General features: G+C 43.1%; 18 protein-coding genes and 1 pseudogene. 14 read left to right on the top strand and 5 right to left on the bottom strand.

From position 1 onward, the window contains the following. The coding region (locus NWP22_RS10255) for a DUF2887 domain-containing protein (protein WP_280801840.1) at nt 1-103 on the bottom strand (103 nt) is incomplete at its 3' end. A gap of 124 nt (nt 104-227) precedes the next feature. On the opposite strand from NWP22_RS10255, the gene NWP22_RS10250 reads away from it, so the two are divergent. Next, on the top strand, nt 228-1,400 hold the full coding sequence (locus tag NWP22_RS10250; RefSeq protein ID WP_271731393.1) for a class I SAM-dependent methyltransferase: 1,173 nt from the start codon (nt 228-230) through the stop codon (nt 1,398-1,400). 330 nt (nt 1,401-1,730) lie between these two features. Then, nucleotides 1,731-2,609, top strand: a complete 879-nt coding sequence (locus NWP22_RS10245) for an NAD(P)-dependent oxidoreductase (RefSeq protein ID WP_271731394.1) — start codon at nt 1,731-1,733, stop codon at nt 2,607-2,609. 9 nt (nt 2,610-2,618) lie between these two features. Here NWP22_RS10245 and NWP22_RS10240 read toward each other — a convergent pair whose 3' ends face one another. Continuing rightward, a complete protein-coding gene (locus NWP22_RS10240) occupies nt 2,619-5,729 on the bottom strand; it encodes an MFS transporter (protein ID WP_271731395.1) in 3,111 nt (1,036 codons plus the stop codon). Nucleotides 5,730-6,343: 614 nt separating this feature from the next. On the opposite strand from NWP22_RS10240, the gene NWP22_RS10235 reads away from it, so the two are divergent. Together NWP22_RS10235 and NWP22_RS10230 are read left to right on the top strand one after the other, a co-directional pair. Next, nucleotides 6,344-6,556, top strand: coding sequence for a chlorophyll a-b binding domain-containing protein (locus NWP22_RS10235; RefSeq protein WP_271731397.1), 213 nt, complete (start codon nt 6,344-6,346; stop codon nt 6,554-6,556). Between the two features lie 43 nt (nt 6,557-6,599). Beyond that, nucleotides 6,600-6,818 (top strand): chlorophyll a/b-binding protein, encoded by a 219-nt coding sequence (locus NWP22_RS10230; RefSeq protein WP_271731399.1) that lies wholly within the window; start codon nt 6,600-6,602, stop codon nt 6,816-6,818. Nucleotides 6,819-6,992: 174 nt separating this feature from the next. On the opposite strand, the pseudogene NWP22_RS10225 reads toward NWP22_RS10230, so the two are convergent. Next, nucleotides 6,993-7,340 (bottom strand): annotated as a pseudogene (locus NWP22_RS10225) (transporter); the annotation flags it as partial. Nucleotides 7,341-7,668: 328 nt separating this feature from the next. Here NWP22_RS10225 and bchD point away from each other — a divergent pair. The 9 genes from bchD to NWP22_RS10180 all read left to right on the top strand — a co-directional run bounded on the left by bchD (nt 7,669) and on the right by NWP22_RS10180 (nt 15,169). Further along, nucleotides 7,669-9,705 (top strand): magnesium chelatase ATPase subunit D, encoded by a 2,037-nt coding sequence (gene bchD / locus NWP22_RS10220; RefSeq protein WP_271731420.1) that lies wholly within the window; start codon nt 7,669-7,671, stop codon nt 9,703-9,705. A gap of 90 nt (nt 9,706-9,795) precedes the next feature. Then, nucleotides 9,796-10,524 (top strand): Bax inhibitor-1/YccA family protein, encoded by a 729-nt coding sequence (locus tag NWP22_RS10215; RefSeq protein ID WP_271731401.1) that lies wholly within the window; start codon nt 9,796-9,798, stop codon nt 10,522-10,524. Nucleotides 10,525-10,604: 80 nt separating this feature from the next. Beyond that, entirely contained in the window at nt 10,605-11,099 is a 495-nt protein-coding gene (locus NWP22_RS10210) for a pentapeptide repeat-containing protein (protein ID WP_271731403.1), read from the top strand. A 105-nt stretch (nt 11,100-11,204) separates the two neighbouring features. Next, nucleotides 11,205-12,327, top strand: a protein-coding gene (gene prfB / locus NWP22_RS10205) for a peptide chain release factor 2 (protein WP_271731404.1) whose coding sequence is annotated in 2 segments (ribosomal slippage) — nt 11,205-11,276 and nt 11,278-12,327 — 1,122 coding nt in all. Because the reading frame shifts where the segments join, the coding sequence is not laid out codon by codon here. Nucleotides 12,328-12,469: 142 nt separating this feature from the next. Next, nucleotides 12,470-12,622, top strand: coding sequence for a DUF3285 domain-containing protein (locus NWP22_RS10200; protein WP_271731405.1), 153 nt, complete (start codon nt 12,470-12,472; stop codon nt 12,620-12,622). A 49-nt stretch (nt 12,623-12,671) separates the two neighbouring features. Next, nucleotides 12,672-13,199 (top strand): rRNA maturation RNase YbeY, encoded by a 528-nt coding sequence (gene ybeY / locus NWP22_RS10195; RefSeq protein WP_271731406.1) that lies wholly within the window; start codon nt 12,672-12,674, stop codon nt 13,197-13,199. A 129-nt stretch (nt 13,200-13,328) separates the two neighbouring features. Next, on the top strand, nt 13,329-13,784 hold the full coding sequence (locus NWP22_RS10190; protein WP_271731408.1) for a diacylglycerol kinase family protein: 456 nt from the start codon (nt 13,329-13,331) through the stop codon (nt 13,782-13,784). Nucleotides 13,785-13,807: 23 nt separating this feature from the next. Then, the gene (locus NWP22_RS10185) at nt 13,808-14,407 is read left to right on the top strand and encodes an anthranilate synthase component II (RefSeq protein ID WP_280801839.1); all 600 of its coding nucleotides are present in this window, start codon (nt 13,808-13,810) and stop codon (nt 14,405-14,407) included. Nucleotides 14,408-14,410: 3 nt separating this feature from the next. Next, nucleotides 14,411-15,169 (top strand): MBL fold metallo-hydrolase, encoded by a 759-nt coding sequence (locus NWP22_RS10180; protein WP_280801838.1) that lies wholly within the window; start codon nt 14,411-14,413, stop codon nt 15,167-15,169. A 111-nt stretch (nt 15,170-15,280) separates the two neighbouring features. On the opposite strand, the gene NWP22_RS10175 is transcribed toward NWP22_RS10180, so the two are convergent. After that, nucleotides 15,281-16,516, bottom strand: a complete 1,236-nt coding sequence (locus tag NWP22_RS10175) for an FG-GAP repeat domain-containing protein (RefSeq protein ID WP_280801837.1) — start codon at nt 16,514-16,516, stop codon at nt 15,281-15,283. 367 nt (nt 16,517-16,883) lie between these two features. On the opposite strand from NWP22_RS10175, the gene NWP22_RS10170 reads away from it, so the two are divergent. Next, nucleotides 16,884-18,194 (top strand): aminopeptidase P N-terminal domain-containing protein, encoded by a 1,311-nt coding sequence (locus NWP22_RS10170; RefSeq protein ID WP_271731417.1) that lies wholly within the window; start codon nt 16,884-16,886, stop codon nt 18,192-18,194. A gap of 58 nt (nt 18,195-18,252) precedes the next feature. Here the strand turns inward: NWP22_RS10170 and NWP22_RS10165 are convergent. Further along, nucleotides 18,253-18,433, bottom strand: a 181-nt coding sequence (locus NWP22_RS10165; protein ID WP_280801836.1) for a type ISP restriction/modification enzyme, incomplete at its 5' end; no start/stop codon positions are given.

Below are 18,433 nucleotides of genomic sequence, written 5' to 3'. Positions count from 1 at the left end.
CAAATCGATATTTATCTGCTTGTTGCGGAGACTGATTAATTAGTTCAAAAATTAACCCCGGACTGCGCTTGAAAATTTGGTAATAAATCGAGTCACGTTTCACTAATATTTTTGAGGTATCCTAAGTATTTTTGACTGCTGGGATGATGATTACTATAGCATCATTTCATTATCTGTTTTTGTCCTAACCTCCTTGGCGGTTGTCGTATCATGATCATATTTTGTCTATGACCTCTAACCCAGCATTGTGTACAGCCATAGCTCATCGTATTACTACCAGTCCCCAAAGGCGAATTACGTTCGCTGAATACATGGATATGGCTTTATATCACCCCGAACATGGTTACTACTCCAGTCACGCTGTGAAAATTGGATTTGGGGGTAGTGATTTTTTCACCTCTCCTAGTCTGGGTAGTGACTTTGGGGAGCTATTGGCGGAACAATTTCGCCAGATGTGGGAAGTTTTAGGGCGTCCTGAGCCTTTTTCTTTGGTAGAAATGGGAGCAGGTCAAGGACTGTTGGCTATGCATATCCTGAGCTACTCTCAGCTACATTATCCAGACTTTTTTAAGGCGCTAAAGTATATTATTGTGGAGAAGTCCCCAGGATTTCAGCAAGAACAACAGGAACGGTTACAAAACTTTCCTGTTCGTTGGTGTAATTTAGAAGATATCCCCACTGACTCGATAACTGGTTGCTTTTTTTCTAATGAATTGGTGGATGCTTTGCCAGTACATCAGTTTATTTTAGAAGCTGGGGAAATGCGAGAAATTTATGTCACTACCCACAAAGATAAGTCTGAAACTTGGTTTATAGAGGTGACTGGCGAAGTTTCTACACCCCTACTGCAAGAATACTTAAACTTGATAGAAATTGATTTGACTCATCCTAGTTATGAGGATGGTTATCGTAGTGAAATTAATTTGGCTGCTGGTGAGTGGTTAGGTATAGTAGCCGACCGCTTGCATCGCGGGTATGTGTTAACAATTGATTATGGCTACCCCGCTCATCGTTATTATCATTCCCGGCGATCGCAAGGAACCTTACAATGTTATTACAACCATCGCCACCACAACAACCCCTATATCAACATTGGTCAGCAAGATATTACCGCTCATGTTGATTTTACTGCTTTGGAACGATGGGGCGATCGCTTTGGTTTAGAGAAAATAGGATTTATCCAGCAGGGTTTATTTTTAATGTCCTTGGGTTTAGTCCAGCGCATTGCTGCTATTTCTGATCTAGAAATTCCCCTCTCACAACTATTGCAAAGGCGCGAAGCATTACACCAGCTCATAGACCCCTCAGGGCTAGGTAGCTTTGGAGTTTTAATTCAAAGCAAAGGACTCCAGCCTGCAGAAATAGGTCAGCCACTGACAGGGTTAACTGTGCCGGAGTAAAATAGAGGAAAGTTAAGACTCTCTTTAAGAATGCGATCTTGTCCTGATATAGATTAGCATAAAATTGACTACTGTGCAGACCCAGGTAACAGGAAAGTATTAATTATGACCGCTCATGAACTCTTGTTATTGATAACACTACTTAGCCCAGGCATCTTGCTGTCGGTGATTATAATGGTCACCTTTGCGGCTGGGGGCTGATTGTTCTTCACTCATTAGGGAACAGTTATTTCTGGACAGTGATAACTGTTCAACAATCTTACAATCAGACCATGGAAACGCGATATTTAGGACTGGCTACACCCAAGCTGTACCAAAGGAAAGTAAAAAATGAAGGTGGCATTTCTGGGAACTGGACTTATGGGATTACCGATGGCTCAACGGTTGTTAGCAGCCAACATAGAGCTAGTGGCCTACAACCGCACCCCAGAAAAATTAGCTCCACTACAGGCAGCTGGTGCGGAAATTGTAACACATCCTCGTCAAGCAATTCGTGCTGCTGATTACATTATTCTCATGTTGACTAATGCCGCAGCAATTTATCATGTTTTGCTTTCAGATACTGCTTGGCGCACTCTAGAAGGGCGGACTGTGATTCAGATGGGGACTATTACCCCCATAGAAAGCCAAGAAATCAGAGATGCGGTCATTGGTGGCGGTGGCGAGTATATAGAAGCTCCAGTATTAGGTAGTATTCCAGAAGCAAAAGCTGGTAAGCTGATTGTCATGGTAGGTGCAGAACAAAGACAATATCAAAGGGATTTAAAGTTACTGCAAAACTTTGGTCCAGAGCCTGTATTTGTGGGCCCCGTAGGCTCCGCTGCTGGGTTGAAGTTAGCACTAAATCAACTCATTGCTTCCCTAACCACTGGCTTTGCTCTGAGTCTGGCGTTTGTCGAGCGTCAAGGTATTGACATAGATTTATTTATGCAAATCCTGCGCGAAAGTTCACTTTATGCGCCTACTTTTGACAAGAAACTCAGACGGATGCTAGACGGCGATTATACCAATCCCAATTTCCCCACAAAACACCTGCTCAAAGATACAGATTTGTTTATCTCAGCAGCAAAATCACTGGGTTTGGATCTCGCCAGTATTGAATCTGTGCGGCAAATTTTGCAAACGGCGATGAAAATGTCATTTGCTAATGATGACTACTCGTCAATATTTTCTGCCATTAATCAATGGGGAGAAGCAAGTGGCGAATAATCCTGTAAGCTAAATTATAACCACAGCGATCGCTCCTCCTAATGCAGCAAATACAGCTGATACAAATGCCGTAGCAAATAACCACCAAGAAGCTGTAGCAGCGGCTTTGCGGGTTTCTTCTGCTTGTCTTTGTGCTTGATATTTTAACTCTTCTAGACGGCGTTGGCTTTCCTGCTGTAGCCGTTCAGCACGTTGCAGTACGGTGTTGCGTACCCGCTCAATCTGGTGAATAATGGCGTTGGCATCAGCTTCAGAAATATCCTCACGGGAACTTATAATCGCCACCAAGGTGTCCCGATCACAAGCAGACAGGCGACGGCGTAACGCTTCAAACCCAGCCGGTGGATCATCAAATAACCTGCGGATATCGAGCTTGATGCCATCATAATTCAATTCAGGGCGCTCTAAGGAATTGAGATAGTTACGGAGCCGGGCAAAAATCCCTTCTATCACATCTTGAATCCCCCTTTGAATACCATGTACTTGTTCTACAAATTGCTCCCGCACGGAGACGATATGATCAGCAATTCTGGCTGCTTCTTCATCAGTCATATCTTCCCGAATTTTTAGCAAAGCCATGACTGTGGAACGGTCAAAATGAGCCAAGCGATCGCCCAGGGTTTCCATTCCCACTCCGGGATCATGCAATAATAATTGTAGGTCACGCTTAATAGCTTCTGGGTTAAGTTCCTCCTTACCAGTTTGCCGCAAATACTCTGACAGATAAGCTTGAAATGTTGCCATTCTTTGCTGGGTGCGGGTAGCCAGACGACGGGGCGCGCGTACAATATTACGAATGGAAGTTTGCACAGAATTAATCACTTCATTGACTTTTTCTGCACTCAGGTCTGGCCGCTGACTGAGTAACTGAACTAAAGTATCCCGATCTACCTGAGACAAACGCCGGCGCAAGGCTACAACTCCCTCTCTAGGGTTGTAAAATAGTCTGTTAAAATCGCGTTGAATGCCTTCAGGGTTTAATTCTTCTTTACCAGTATGACGTAAATAATCAGCGATAGTAGCTATTACTGAGTCGTACTGTTCCTTCCAAGCTTGAGGTGTATGGCGGATATTGTGCCAGGACTCTTCTACAGTGTCAATAATTTGATTAACTTGCTGTGGACTCAAATCTTGGCGCTGACTGAGTAAGCTAACTAAGGTATCTCGGTCAAAGCGAGCTAATCGCGCCCGCATAGCAATGATTCCCGACTGGGGGTCTTCTAGCAGCTTTTGCACATCCGCGCGAATCCCATCAGGGTTTAACTCCGCTTTGCCAGTATTACGCAGATACGATTCTAAATTTAACCATAAAGTTTCCGCGTGATGTTTGGCTTGTTCCGCCAACCCTTGAGATTGTACCAAGACCTGATGGCGCTGATTTTCTAATTCATTGAGAATCGGGTTGACTTCTTCTGTGGGAATATCATTTCGTGCTAGCAATATCTCCCGCATTTCTTGGCGGTCTAATTGTGAGAGTCGTAGCGAGAGAGTTTCGTAATCTACCTGTGGATCTGCTAATAATGGTTTAAAGTGCTGCTCAAGTCCTTGTGGAGTTAATTCTGCTTTATTGGTAACAAGTAAGTAACTTTCTATTCGGCGTTGTAGGTCTTGTGTAATCTCCCTTTCTTCCGCATCCCTGACTATAACTAATACCTCTTGGCGGACAGTTTCTAGCTGGTCAGTAATACCCTGGATTTGTTCTTGGGTGAGTATCCCCCGTTCCTGGAGAGTACGGGCAAAATCCTGGCGAGAAAGTCTCTCTAGTTCCCTTTTGACTATACCAGGGTCTGCCTCTGGGTCATAGATGACATCACGAAATTCTTCAGCAATTCTCTCAGGACTGAATTGCCAAGCATAGGTATTTAGTAGGTAGTTTTCCACATCAGCTCTAATGGGACTATAGGGTTCTGATGGTATGGGCAACCCCAGTTGATCAGCTTGTGCAGTGAGTTTCTCCTTAGCAGTGGTGAGCGATCGCCAAATTCTTTCTACATCTATATCTGATAAATCTGCCCTTCCCAACACAATACCAGTCAGTGCAGTGATTATTTGTTGTAAAGTTTGTTGCATCCAACCTGGTTTTTCTGTTCTTGATGCTGTTTCCTGAGCAGTCCGGATTTCTGCTATTAACCGATCTAATTTGGCGTTGATCTCATCTGTCTTCCCTTGTCCCGGGGGGAGTGACTGCAAATAGTTAACTAACTCAGCTAAATTGTCTTGGATGGGTTTTTGCTGACTAACTACCTGCTGCCAAACTTTGTATAGTGTATCACTGATACGTTTAACCTCTCTGGGAGAAAAGTCGGTACGACTGCTGACTAAATCCCTAAACCTTTGGCGGTCAATGTTCCGGAGGTCTGGACTGGATGCGATGGCTTGCAATTGTGGATCTTTGAGTAAATTTTCAAAATCCCTGCGAATGTGGGATATATCCCATTCTGGGGGGCGGATCTGTTCTAGGTAATCTTCTATATTTTCCCGAATACTAACGGGGTCAACAGCATTCCCTAATTCCCGACCCACAGCAGCAGCAGCTGCTTCGGCTGTTGCTACAACTTGTTGATTCACCGCCTTTGCACCCAATGCAGCCGAAGCAGTCCCCATAATCGCCTGAAAACCTGAAGTTGCTGAATTGACGACCGAACCAACTAAGGAACCCACAGTGGTCGAACTTACCCACACCAGCAGCAAAAAGTATGCTCCCCAAATAACTAATCCCAGAATTGCGCCCAGCCTGGCATCTAATACCAGTAAACTTAATTTAACTGCGAGGAAGCAAGCGATTAATAAAGCGATGGTAACAGTAACTAATGTCCATAACCCCAATGCTGTACCAATTTTGCGAATGCTACCACCGAAACTTCCCACTTCCCCAGCCACTGCATCTGAGTCAGATGGCCGCCCCAAGTAGGAAATACCAGCGGCGACGGAGAGGTTAGTTAACAGTAATTGGAAGGCAAAAGCTAGGATCACACCGGAGATTAAAGCGACAAAAAAGCGCGGACCCGAATTGATCACTGATGCTTGGGCTGGGGTGATAGCAGTGGGAACTACGGGAGTCTGTGCTACCCATAATAGTGGCTTGTAAACCTCCAGGATGTTTTCTGTAAATTGAAACATTATATTTCCTTCTTATAAATTGCAATGTCGGGAGGATGAGGAATTTCATGAGCAGGAATTAAACATCTATTTCTTGGGTGTATCTATGGCAATACTGATTTTTTTCCACTTTTAGGATCGTGTAATTTAGCCATTTTATGCATCTCTCTCAAGTTATAAAAATCTATCTATACCTAGGTGTAAGTTTGATGATTTAACTTTTAAGATTTTTCTGAAGCTACAAGGCATAATATGAACTAAATATAGCCTGAAAAATGCTATGATTTCAGAGTTGAATTTTGGTAATTTATTGGCTGAAATTACCCAGAAAATTAGCTTTTTATGATGACAATTAGGATTTCTACCTGGCAGCCATACCTGGCAAGAGTTTGATGTATAAATCAATTATAAATACTGAATTATTCTGGTTGAGAAATTATTAATTTACATTTATTAATTTACATTTATTTATGCTGAGGATTTTCATCACCCCCTCAAGGTGGATATGCCCAGAATTATAACTTTCTGATAATCCTCCGCAAGAGGTGTGTGTAGTTTGTACCTACAGAGGGAAAGCAACTTACTGATAAACAGCTAAATTAAGGTTAAGCAATAAATAATTTTGGATAAGAAAAATGGAAACTCGAGAGACGCGTTCTTCCACAAATCTACCACCGGTGGCGGTGGAATACAATGGCAGAGATAGGAATGCATTTCTATTTGGCTGGACTCCTCAAGCCGAAATCTGGAATGGTCGCTTTGCAATGATTGGCTTTCTGGCCTATTTAGCTTGGGATGTAGCGGGATATAGTGTTCTACGGGATGTACTACATCTGGTTGGTCGTTAACCATGAAAAAATTAACAATTTAGTTGGATTTGGGAGTAAAAATATGGAAACTAAAGAACCACGTCGTTCTACAGATTTACCACCAGTAGCTACAGCTTATAACGGTGTTGACCGCAACGCTTTTCTTTTTGGTTGGAACCCTCAAGCAGAACTATGGAATGGCCGCTTGGCAATGATTGGCTTTCTGGCTTACCTAATTTGGGATTTAGCTGGATACAGCGTTTTACGGGACGTACTCCACATTATGAGATATTCGTCTTGAAAATCCTAGGAATAAGTCGAGAGTAGTTACTAATTCCCAAATAAACATTGACGTTCTTAACTCTTCAATAATACAAATCAAAATTAAAAAGGCGGTACCCAAACTGGTAACCGCCTTTTTGATAACTTGCTCACCCATGGAACTCTACCGGAAACGCGCACAATACCCCTATGATCACAACAGAAAACGAACCATTACATATAACGCTAACGCCACAACTTGTACAATCGTAATTGGGAGACCATAATGAAGAAAAGTTTTAAAAGCAATGGGACGACCGTGTTGCTCAGAAATACCTGCGGCTACTATGTTAGAAGATGCTCCTACTAAAGTACCATTCCCTCCTAAGGTGGCACCAAACATCATGGCGTAAAACATTGGGAGCACTTCCGGGGGAAACTGTCCATCAAAATTTGTAAGAAGAACTTCTGGGCTGACTAATCCCACTGTGACAAGATATTGTTTAAGCAAAGGAAGCATCCCTACTACCAATGGAATGTTGGGTACTAGACTGGATAACATGTAATAAAAGTTCGTATAAGGATATACTTTTAACCATAAAAATAGTCGATAAATTGATACTTTCTGATATAATTTGAGAGTATTGCCATTATAATTAGTAATTAGTAATTAGTAATCGCAGAACCCCATGTTCAGAGTCATTATTAATCAAATCAGTACAACTCTATATGAAGATCATAGAATGGTCTCCAAGGTTTGAGATTTATTGCTAGGGCAACGATAAAAATAAGTAAAATTACTATAGTCACAATGGACAAGAAAGCACGTGCCATGTTGAAGGTGCCAAAAATTGCTATGCTAAAAGCCGAGACTAGCTATTGTGCCAACCATGCCCGCGCCTACTATCAACCCTACAATCACAGCCTTCCCCTTGACAGCTGTAGTCGGTCAAGAAGCAATTAAATTAGCCTTGCTGTTAGCAGCAGTTGATCCTGGTTTAGGAGGAGTGGCGATCGCCGGCCGTCGCGGTACGGCAAAATCAGTAATGGCGCGTGCTATCCACGCCTTACTACCACCCATCGAAGTTGTGAAAGGCTCGATGAGTAACTGCGATCCCAACCGCCCAGAAGACTGGGATGATGATCTGTTAGCAGAGTACGCAGATCAAGATATTACAGAAGTACCCACGGAAATTATTCCGGCGCCATTTGTCCAAATTCCCTTGGGAGTCACAGAAGACAGATTATTAGGTTCTGTAGATGTAGAACAGTCTGTAAAGCAGGGTGATACAATTTTTCAGCCGGGGTTACTCGCCACAGCTAACCGAGGGGTGCTGTATGTGGATGAGTTGAATTTATTAGATGACCAAATATCAAATCAGCTGCTCACAGTCTTATCCGAGGGACGTAACCAAATTGAGCGGGAAGGAATTAGTTTTCAGCATCCTTGCAAATCCTTATTTATAGCCACCTATAACCCAGAAGAAGGAGGATTACGGGAGCATTTACTAGATAGAATTGCCATCGCTCTTTCTGCTGATGGTGTCCTGGGACTAGATCAAAGAGTAACAGCTGTGGAGCAAGCGATCGCCTATGCTAAATCCCCCCAAGCATTTCTGGAGCAATACGCAGAAGATTTAGACGGGTTAAAAACCCAAATTATCCTAGCGCGGGAATGGTTGAAAGAAGTAACCATTACCTCAGAACAAATTACCTATTTAGTCAATGAAGCCATTCGCGGGGGAGTGGAAGGACATCGGGCGGAATTATTCGCCGTGCGTGTAGCTAAAGCTGCGGCGGCTTTAGAAGGAAGGACAACAGTCAACGCCGAAGATTTACGCCGGGCTGTGGAGTTCGTCATTGTACCACGTTCAACAATTGTCCAGACCCCACCACCAGACCAACCACCACCACCCCCACCCCCACCCCCTCAAAATCAACAAGAAGAGGACCAACAGGAGGAGGAAGAACAGGAACAAGAGCAAGAACAGGAACAAGAACAAGAACAGGAACAAGAACCCCCTGATGTTCCAGAGGAATTTATTTTTGACCCAGAAGGGGTAATTCTGGATGACAGCGTGCTTTATTTTGCCCAAATGGCCAAGCGTCAGGGTAAATCTGGCAGTCGCAGTATGATTTTTTCCGAAGACAGGGGACGCTATATTAAGCCCATGTTACCCAAAGGGAAAGTGCGCCGCATTGCCGTAGATGCTACACTTAGGGCGGCTGCACCCTATCAAAAAGCCAGAAGGGCAAGACACCCGGGTAAAAGAGTTATTGTGGAGCAAAGCGATATCCGTGCCAAGCGCTTGGTACGCAAAGCGGGAGCCTTGATAGTATTTGTAGTGGATGCTTCGGGTTCCATGGCTCTCAACCGGATGCAATCAGCTAAAGGGGCGGTGATGCAACTGTTAACGGAGGCTTATCAAAACCGTGACCAAGTAGCATTGATTCCTTTCCGGGGAGAACAAGCAGAAGTATTGTTACCTCCTACCCGTTCTATAGCTCTGGCACGTAACCGCCTAGAAAGATTACCTTGTGGTGGTGGTTCACCCTTAGCACATGGTTTAACTCAAGCGGTAAGGGTGGGTGTCAATTCAGAAATGAGTGGAGATGTAGGGCAAGTGGTGATTGTGGCAATTACGGATGGGCGGGGTAATATTCCCTTGGCGCGGTCTCTGGGTGAACCATTAGAACCGGGAGAAAAGCCAGACATCAAAGCAGAACTATTAGATATTGCCGGGAGAATTCGCGCCGGAGGAATGCAGCTATTGGTAATTGATACCGAGAGTAAATTTGTGTCCACGGGTTTTGCTAAAGAATTAGCACAAACAGCGGGAGGTAAGTATTATCATTTGCCTAAAGCTAGTGATAAAACCATTGCTGCCATGACTAAAGGTGCGATCGCCGATATAAAATCCCGATAATTAGCACTATCACCAGGCTACCTAGCTATTAATAGGAAATGTTGGTATAAATGGAGGTAAAGCGAATGTTTATCTCTCCAAAATCGACTTATGAGCAATACCAGCAACTTTCGTGACGCTATTCGCGAGGCTAGAACTCAGTCCCTCATTGGCCCCAATGTCATTGCCAATGCCCTACCCTATGTTGGTGGTGGTCTGGTGCTAACCGCCTTGGGAACCTATGGTGGTTTGGGCGTTATCCGTACCAATCCGGCTATTTTTTTCCCCACCTTCATCGGTGCGGTGATTGTGGAGTTAATTTTATTTTTTGTCGCCCGTAATGTTGCTGAAAAAGGCAACAAGAGTGTAGCATTACCTCTATTAGCAACCTACGGGTTGTTGTCTGGGTATACCCTGAGTGGTTTAGTCTTCCTGGCCTTGCAAACCCAAGGGGTAGGTATTCAAGGTGTGGGCTTGGCAGCCCTAGGTTGTGGTGTCACCTTTATTGTTGCTCGTCAAATTGGTTCCAATCTCTCCGAAAATGATGGCATGGCTTTAACCAAAACTATCAGGTTAGGCGTTATTGCCTTGGTAGTTGTGGTCTTGACCCAATTTGTATTGGCGATGTTTGGTGTTTACACCCCCAGTTGGTTAGAAATCGGTATCTCTGGTTTGGGGGTATTTCTATTTGTTGGGGTATCGGTGGTTGACTTCTACATCTTGCCCCGTACTTATAGGGATAACGAATATTTACCGGCGGCTTTGTCCATGTACCTCACCTACATCAACTTGTTTGTGTTTATCTTACGGTTACTAATTGCCTTGAATAGTCGGGATTAAGCACAATCCACTGCCCCATCCCCTCTGTGGGAGGGGCTGATAAATTATTTTTAATGACATTTTCTGAGAGGATGATTTTGATGTTAGAACTCCACAAAGTGGCAAGTACGATTGCCCTGCTAATTTCTGGGACACTTATCGGATGTGCCCAACCAAAGGAGATTCAAGCAATTAACCCCCATGAATTTAGCTCCGAGCAGACGGGTACTAACCCCAATGTCATCGCTCAACCAGTAGAGCAAAACATAACTAGCAGTGGTGCAATTAATCAGTTGCTGTCAAATCGTCAATGTCCGGGTTGTGATTTAGAGAGGGCAGACTTAAGGGGTGCTAACCTGAGTAATGCTAATTTATTGCGTGCCGATTTGGCAAAAGCCAATTTGAGTAATGCTAATCTCAGTGGAGCTAACTTGATGGCAGCAGACCTAGAGGAAGTGAATTTCACTGGGGCAAATCTCAGAGGGGCAAATTTTCTAGGTGCGGATTTAGAAGGAGCCAATTTCACTAATGCAGATGTTACCGGAGCCAACTTTACAGCAGCTGACCTAGAACGAGTAATTGGGTTGAGGAGATAACACTACTGCATAGACTACAAGAGAAGTCGCCCAATTACAGCTACAATCAAAAGTAAATCGACTTAACAATATCCACCAAAAGCGCTCCCCAATTTAGCAAGCTCTATGGAAGTACTAGAACTAAAACGCGAAATCGAAACATTGTCCGGTCGTCTGGGTAAAGCCCAGGACTATCTTTGACATACCCGCGCTAAATGCCAAAATACAAGATTTAGAACAAATTGCAGCGCAGCCAGAATTCTGGAACGAGCAGACAGAAGCTCAAAAAACACTGCAAGAACTTAACGACCTCAAAGACCACTTGGAACAATATCATCACTGGCGAGCCAGTCTGGAAGATACCAAGGCTGTGGTAGAGTTGTTGGAACTAGAAACCGATGCGGCACTATTAGAAGAAGCAGAATCTACAGTTACTCAGCTCAATCGTGAACTAGACCAGTGGGAATTACAACAGCTGCTTGCTGGTCCCTATGATGCTGAGGGGGCAGTATTAACAATTAATGCTGGTGCTGGTGGTACAGATGCCCAAGACTGGGCTTTTATGCTGATGCGAATGTATACCCGGTGGGCGGAAGCTCACGGCTACAAGGTGACTTTAGCCGAAGAATCAGAGGGTGATGAAGCGGGTATAAAATCAGCAACCCTGGAAATTACTGGCCGCTATGCTTATGGTTATTTGCGATCGGAAACAGGCACCCATCGCTTAGTACGCATTTCACCTTTTAATGCTAACGGCAAGCGACAAACCAGTTTTGCTGGGGTAGAAGTGATGCCACAGTTAGATAACTCTGTACAACTGGACATTCCAGACAAGGATTTAGAAGTCACTACATCTAGGGCTGGCGGTAAAGGTGGGCAGAATGTCAACAAAGTAGAAACAGCAGTACGGATTGTTCACTTACCCACTGGTATTGCAGTACGTTGTACTGAAGAACGCTCTCAGTTGCAAAACAAAGAGAAAGCCCTGGCGCGCTTGAAGGCTAAACTGCTGGTGATTGCTAGAGAGCAAAAAGCCCAAGAGGTGGCTGAAATTCGCGGCGATATGGTGGAAGCTTCTTGGGGTAACCAAATTCGCAATTATGTTTTCCACCCTTACCAAATGGTCAAGGATTTGCGTACCAATGTGGAAACAACAGCGGTAGGTGATGTAATGAATGGCGAGCTTGATTTGTTTATTCAAGCTTATCTACGGCAAGAAAGCCAGCTGGTAGAAAACATTGCTATCTAACCAAAGATTTAGGGGGGAGTTTGATTGATTGTTGCTGACTCCCGATCTGATCAGCTTTCTGGGACAAAATCGTTAAAATGGGAGTCAATTCCCCAGTAAACTGTTACATTGGTAAATAAAAGAGTGTTGTAGTCAAAATATTATGAGCAACTCGCCCACAGAACCCAAACCTAGCTATGTAAAACTTGCCATGCGAAACATGGTGCGCAAGGGAGGTACTTCCATGAAACACTTTGCGCTTACTACTGTAGGCCTTTTAGCTGTGTTCGTGGGTCTTGCTTACCTAACTCGGTAAGAATTAACCAACATGAAAACCCGGGATGCGGGAGGAGAGTTGATAACTGGTGCAAGTTGAAGTAGATGTGCAGGATTTGTTTTACCAATCCTCTTCAGGAGAAGTTATAGATTTTGAGTATAAGTATATTCCAGTTGCTAGGGAAACTTGGCAAGACTGGTTTGGTTGCTGGTTGTCAAGTCTACAAGCTGATCTTCCTCGTGCACCGGGTTATGAAGTGGGGCTGCGTTTGACAGATGACAGGGAAATTCAGTTATTGAATGCTGAATATCGTCATCAAAATAAACCAACAGACGTTTTATCTTTTGCCACATTGGAAGTAGATTTTCCTCAAAATCCGGAAATGCAGGATGAACCTTTGTATCTAGGTGATATTGTTATTTCGGTAAATACGGCTCAACTTCAAGCACAACAACAGGGACACAGTTTACCAACCGAATTAGCTTGGTTAGCCGCCCATGGGCTATTACATCTGTTGGGTTGGGATCATCCAGATGAAGAACAGTTGATGCAAATGCTCAAGCAGCAAGTAGAATTACTGAGGCTAATTAGTATTGATATTGACATTGAGTATTAAATTGTATTTATGTCAAGAAATGTCTATAATACTGCTGTAGAAAAGTGCCTCAAAGTTGATTGCCTGATCGGAAATTGTCACATCAGTGAGATTCTTCTGTAATTACTTTATCATTCTATTTTTAGGCTTATGTCCCAACAAGTTTCCCCTCCATCAACACAAAACTGCCTACCAACGCTGATTACTAAGGAACGGGAACTGTCCTGGCGAGTTGCTTCTAATTTATTCATTAGCTTTAAATACGCCTGGGCTGGAATTAGCTACACCTTTCACACTCAACGCAACTTTCGTATCCACTTAAGTGTATGTGCTTTGGCGATCGCCTTAAGCATTTTCCTGCACCTGCAAGGGGTAGAAATTGCGGTCATTAGTATAACCAGTGGTTTAGTATTAGCATTGGAATTAGTTAATACAGCTATTGAGTCCCTGGTAGACTTAACAGTGAAGCAGACCTATCACGAGTTAGCTAAAATTGCCAAAGATTGCGCCGCTGGTGCTGTACTGATATCAGCCTTAGTAGCTTTAGTGGTTGCGGCTACCCTGTTGCTACCCCCTCTAGTGATTTTAATTCTGTCAAATTTCTAGATAAAAACCAGGAGTCATAGGCCTTGATTATAGTCATTGATAATTATGACAGTTTTACATATAATCTGGTGCAGTATCTCGGAGAACTAGCAGCAGAGTTTCCTGTGGCCTCAGATATTCAAGTTTTTCGCAACGACAAAATTACAGTGGAGGAAATTAGGGCATTAAATCCCAATCTAATAGTAATTTCTCCGGGTCCTGGTCGTCCAGAAAACGCCGGCATCTCCCAAGATGTGATTAAACAGCTAGGTCACAACTTACCAATTTTAGGTGTTTGCTTAGGGCATCAAAGCATTGGTCAAGTATTCGGTGGTAAAATCGTCTCAGCTAAGGATTTGATGCATGGTAAAACCTCCCAAGTGTCTCACGCGGGAGTGGGTGTTTTCCAGGGTTTAGAAAATCCCATGGTAGCCACCAGATATCATAGTTTAGTCATTGACCGTGACACTTGCCCAGAGGTGTTAGAAATCACGGCTTGGGTTGAGGATGGTACTATTATGGGAGTGAGACACCGGAACTATCCTCACATTCAGGGCGTCCAGTTTCATCCAGAGAGTGTTTTAACATCTTCAGGAAAGCAGTTATTACGAAACTTTCTGGAACAATTACAGCCGACAGGGTAATTTATGAACCGACGAGAGTTGATGGGCTATGGTGCTACGGGGTTAGTGACAGCACTGCTGAGTAATTTAGGCCGCAAGGCTGACGCAAAATCTCCGGCTTTATCAGTTCAGTGGTTGGGTCATACTTGCTTTTTATTTACTGGTAGTGGTGTGAGGATTTTGGTTAATCCATTCCGCACAGCTGGCTGTACAGCTGGGTATCGTCCGCCCCGAGTCGAGGCGGATTTAGTCATGATTAGCAGTAAATTACTAGATGAAGGTGCGGTAGATGGACTACCGGGAACCCCCAAGCTAGTATATGCACCGGGTGCTTACGAGTTTAAAGGTATTCAGTTACAGGGAATTGCTACAGACCATGATCGCAAAGGTGGTAAACAATTTGGGATGAATACCGCATGGAGTTGGGAACAAGGGGGAATTAAGATTCTCCATTTAGGAGGTGCTGCTGGGCCGATTGGGATTGAGCAACGAATTTTGATGGGTCGCCCTGATGTGTTGTTCATTCCAGTAGGCGGTAGTGATAAGGCCTATAATGCCCAAGAAGCCCAGCAGGTGACTGGGTTGTTAAATCCTAAGTTGGTAATTCCCACTCACTACCGTACACAAGCGGCTAATGATGTATGTGATATTTCCCCAGTGGATGAATTTCTGAGTTTGATGCAGGGCATGACTGTAACTCGTAGTAATAGTGATATAACTAATATTACTGCTAATAATCTGCCAGAAAAAAGTGAGATACGCGTTTTAACCTATAAGTTTTAACCTATAAGTTTTAATTAACACTTTGATTAATACAACATTGCTCAGTTAATAGAGGCAATTGATCAATTGCCTCTATTGTAATTTCAGATTACCAATTTCCAAAAATGACTTTTAGGCAGTTAACCATTCTGGTGTAAATCTATCTTCTTCAGCAACAAAAGACTCAGTTGCTATTGTTCCATCCATAGACCAAATTCTATCTACGCCTGTTTGTGGATCGCGCCAGTAGATATCAGTTGTACCATTACCATCAAAATCTCCTAGTGACAGCATTAAACCAGGCTGGGTGTTGGGTAGGAAGGCTTCAGAAGCGATTGCTCCGCCATCCATGATCCAGGCGGTATTCTCGCCAGTTACCTGATTATGCCAGAAGATATCAGTTTTACCGTCGCCATTAAAGTCACCTATGGATGATGTCCAGGATGAGTCTAGGGTTGCTAAATTAGATTCGGTAATTATGATACCATTCATAGACCAAATCTTGTTCTCTCCTGTTTCACTGTTACGCCACAGGATATCAGTTCTCAAGTCACCGTTAAAATCCCCTAGGGTAAAGTCCCAAGATGAGTCTTGGGATTGGAGAGCAAATTCATTTTTAGTGGTTCCATTCATCAACCAAAGTTTGTTTTCACCGGTTTCGCTATTGCGCCAGAAGATATCACTTCTACCATTACCAGTGAAATCAACAACGGTGGGGGTAAATGATGTATCTGTGGTTTCTATAATGGAGGCATCGACAACATTAATACCATCCATTGTCCAAATAGCAGTTTGACCGTTTGCGGTATTATGCCAGAAAATATCGGTTTTGCGATCGCCATTGAAGTCGCCAATTTGAGCCTTCCAAGTTGGGTCAACGGTATCTAGTGCTATGGTATTAGCAATTCTTGTACCATCCATTAGCACAATGCGATTTTCCCCTGTAACTTGATTACGCAACAAGAAGTCAGTTTTGCCATCACCATTGAAATCAGCGATTTCATAACCCATAGATGATAAGTCAAATTGACCTAGAGAAGCCTCTTGCTGCACTCTGGAACCTTCCATGAGGCGAATGATGATTTCCCCTGTTTGAGTATTTAACCACAGCTTATCTGCTTTACCATCGCCATTGAAATCAGGGACAATGGCCGCACTGGTTAAGTAAGGATTAGGGTTGGGGTTAGCTCCTCCAAATAGATTCGGAAGTGATGGGAGAAAATTTACTTGTGATGAACTACTACTTGTTTGTAAACTAGCATCTAATCCAGGATCATTAGATACGAATAGCGGTGACTTTACCCTGGATTGGTCATATGAATTTTGTATCGTCTCGTCAAATACAGAGGTGTTTTGTTGTGTAGGCATACTGTTTTCTTATCACTGGTGGTTATCCCACTTTTATCTCTTTTTTTGGATGAATTTCTGTATTTAAAAAACATTATTTTTGGCTGATAATTTAATTTATAAACATTTATTTTTTATAAATGTCAGGTTTTATAGATATCTAGGAAATCAAGGATAATTTGATTTAATTATCATTTTTTCCAGACAATATAACCATAGTGTTTTGATTCCCTAACTTGATGATCGAAAATATATATTTAATTGATTAAATGCAGATAGTGACTATGGAAATCAATATTGGCTAAAATAATTGATATCAGGAGCAACTGACCCAATCTAGATGATTTAGAAGTGTACAATAATACTAGAAGTCAAAATTTAAGTACCTATGCAAGCAGAATATCAGCAACGTCGCCAAGAATTAATGGCAAAAATTGGTAATGGTACGGCGATTTTTCGCAGTGCGCCCATGGCGGTGATGCACAATGATGTAGAATACACTTATCGCCAAGATAGTGATTTTTTCTATCTGACGGGGTTTAATGAACCCCAAGCAGTAGCAGTGTTAGCACCACACCACCCAGAACATCGCTTTATATTGTTTGTGCAACCCAAGGATAGAGAAAAGGAAGTTTGGACTGGTTACGTTTGTGGGGTGGATGGAGCTAAAGAAATTTATGGCGCAGATGCTGCTTACCCTATAGGGGAACTGGAGGAAAAATTACCCCAGTATTTGGAAAAAGCTGATCGCATTTACTATCATTTCGGCCGCGATCGCACTTTTAATGATATAATACTTAAGAACTACCAAAGTTTACTGCGAACCTATCCCAAACGTGGTACAGGTCCTGTGGGGATTTCGGACACCGGAACTATTCTCAGCACCATGAGATTAGTAAAAAGTGAGCCGGAATTAGAATTAATGCGCCAAGCAGCAGCGATCGCCGCAGAAGCACATAACCGCGCCAGAGAATTTACATCCCCTGGACGTTATGAATACGAAATCCAGGCGGAAATAGAACATATTTTTAGGTTGCGGGGCGCAATGGGTCCAGCTTATCCTTCTATTGTGGCTTCTGGTGTGAATGCTTGTGTATTGCATTACATCGAAAATCAACGGCAAATGCAAGATCAAGAATTGCTGCTGATTGACGCTGGTTGTGCATATGGTTATTACAACTCTGACATTACCAGGACATTTCCCGTAGGGGGTAAGTTCACCCCAGAACAAAAGATATTGTATGAGATTGTTTTAGAAGCCCAAAAACAGGCGATCGCCCAAGTCAAACCAGGCAACACTTTTAACGCGGTTCATGATGCGGCTGTGCGTGTAATTACCCAAGGTTTAGTAGAAGTTGGTATTCTCAAGGGCGAAGTTGACAAGTTAATAGAAGAAGAAAAGTATAAACCCTATTATATGCACCGCACCAGTCATTGGTTAGGTTTAGATGTCCATGATGTGGGTGTCTACCAGTATGGTGAAGATAAACCCCAGATTTTACAACCTGGTCAAGTGTTAACAGTGGAACCAGGAATTTATATAGTCCCAGATACCAAATTACCAGAAGACCAACCAGAAACCGATCCGCGTTGGGTGGGTATTGGTATTCGCATTGAAGATGATGTTTTAGTCACACCCACAGGTCATGAAGTGTTAACCGCTGGGGTTCCCAAGGAAGTTACAGCAGTGGAAAGATAATATAAATGGGATGGGTAAACCATCCCTATAAACTTACAAGCAATTAAAGACTTTGAGCTTATTCAATCGGGAACCCAGGAATTAAACCATCAATTTCTTCCATTAACCGTAAGGTTTCCGTTAACGCAACCACAATTTTTTGATAGTGGTTAATTTCTGCTACTGACAAGACCCGATGACTATTCTTTCTATCTTTTAACCATTTATCTAATACTTGATATCCACCGATTTTAAATTCC

The sequence above is a fragment of the Anabaenopsis tanganyikae CS-531 genome (assembly GCF_029891675.1).
Lineage (GTDB): Bacteria > Cyanobacteriota > Cyanobacteriia > Cyanobacteriales > Nostocaceae > Anabaenopsis > Anabaenopsis arnoldii.
Note: the sequence above shows the minus strand (reverse complement) of the source record. Positions and strands in the feature narration are given on the sequence as shown.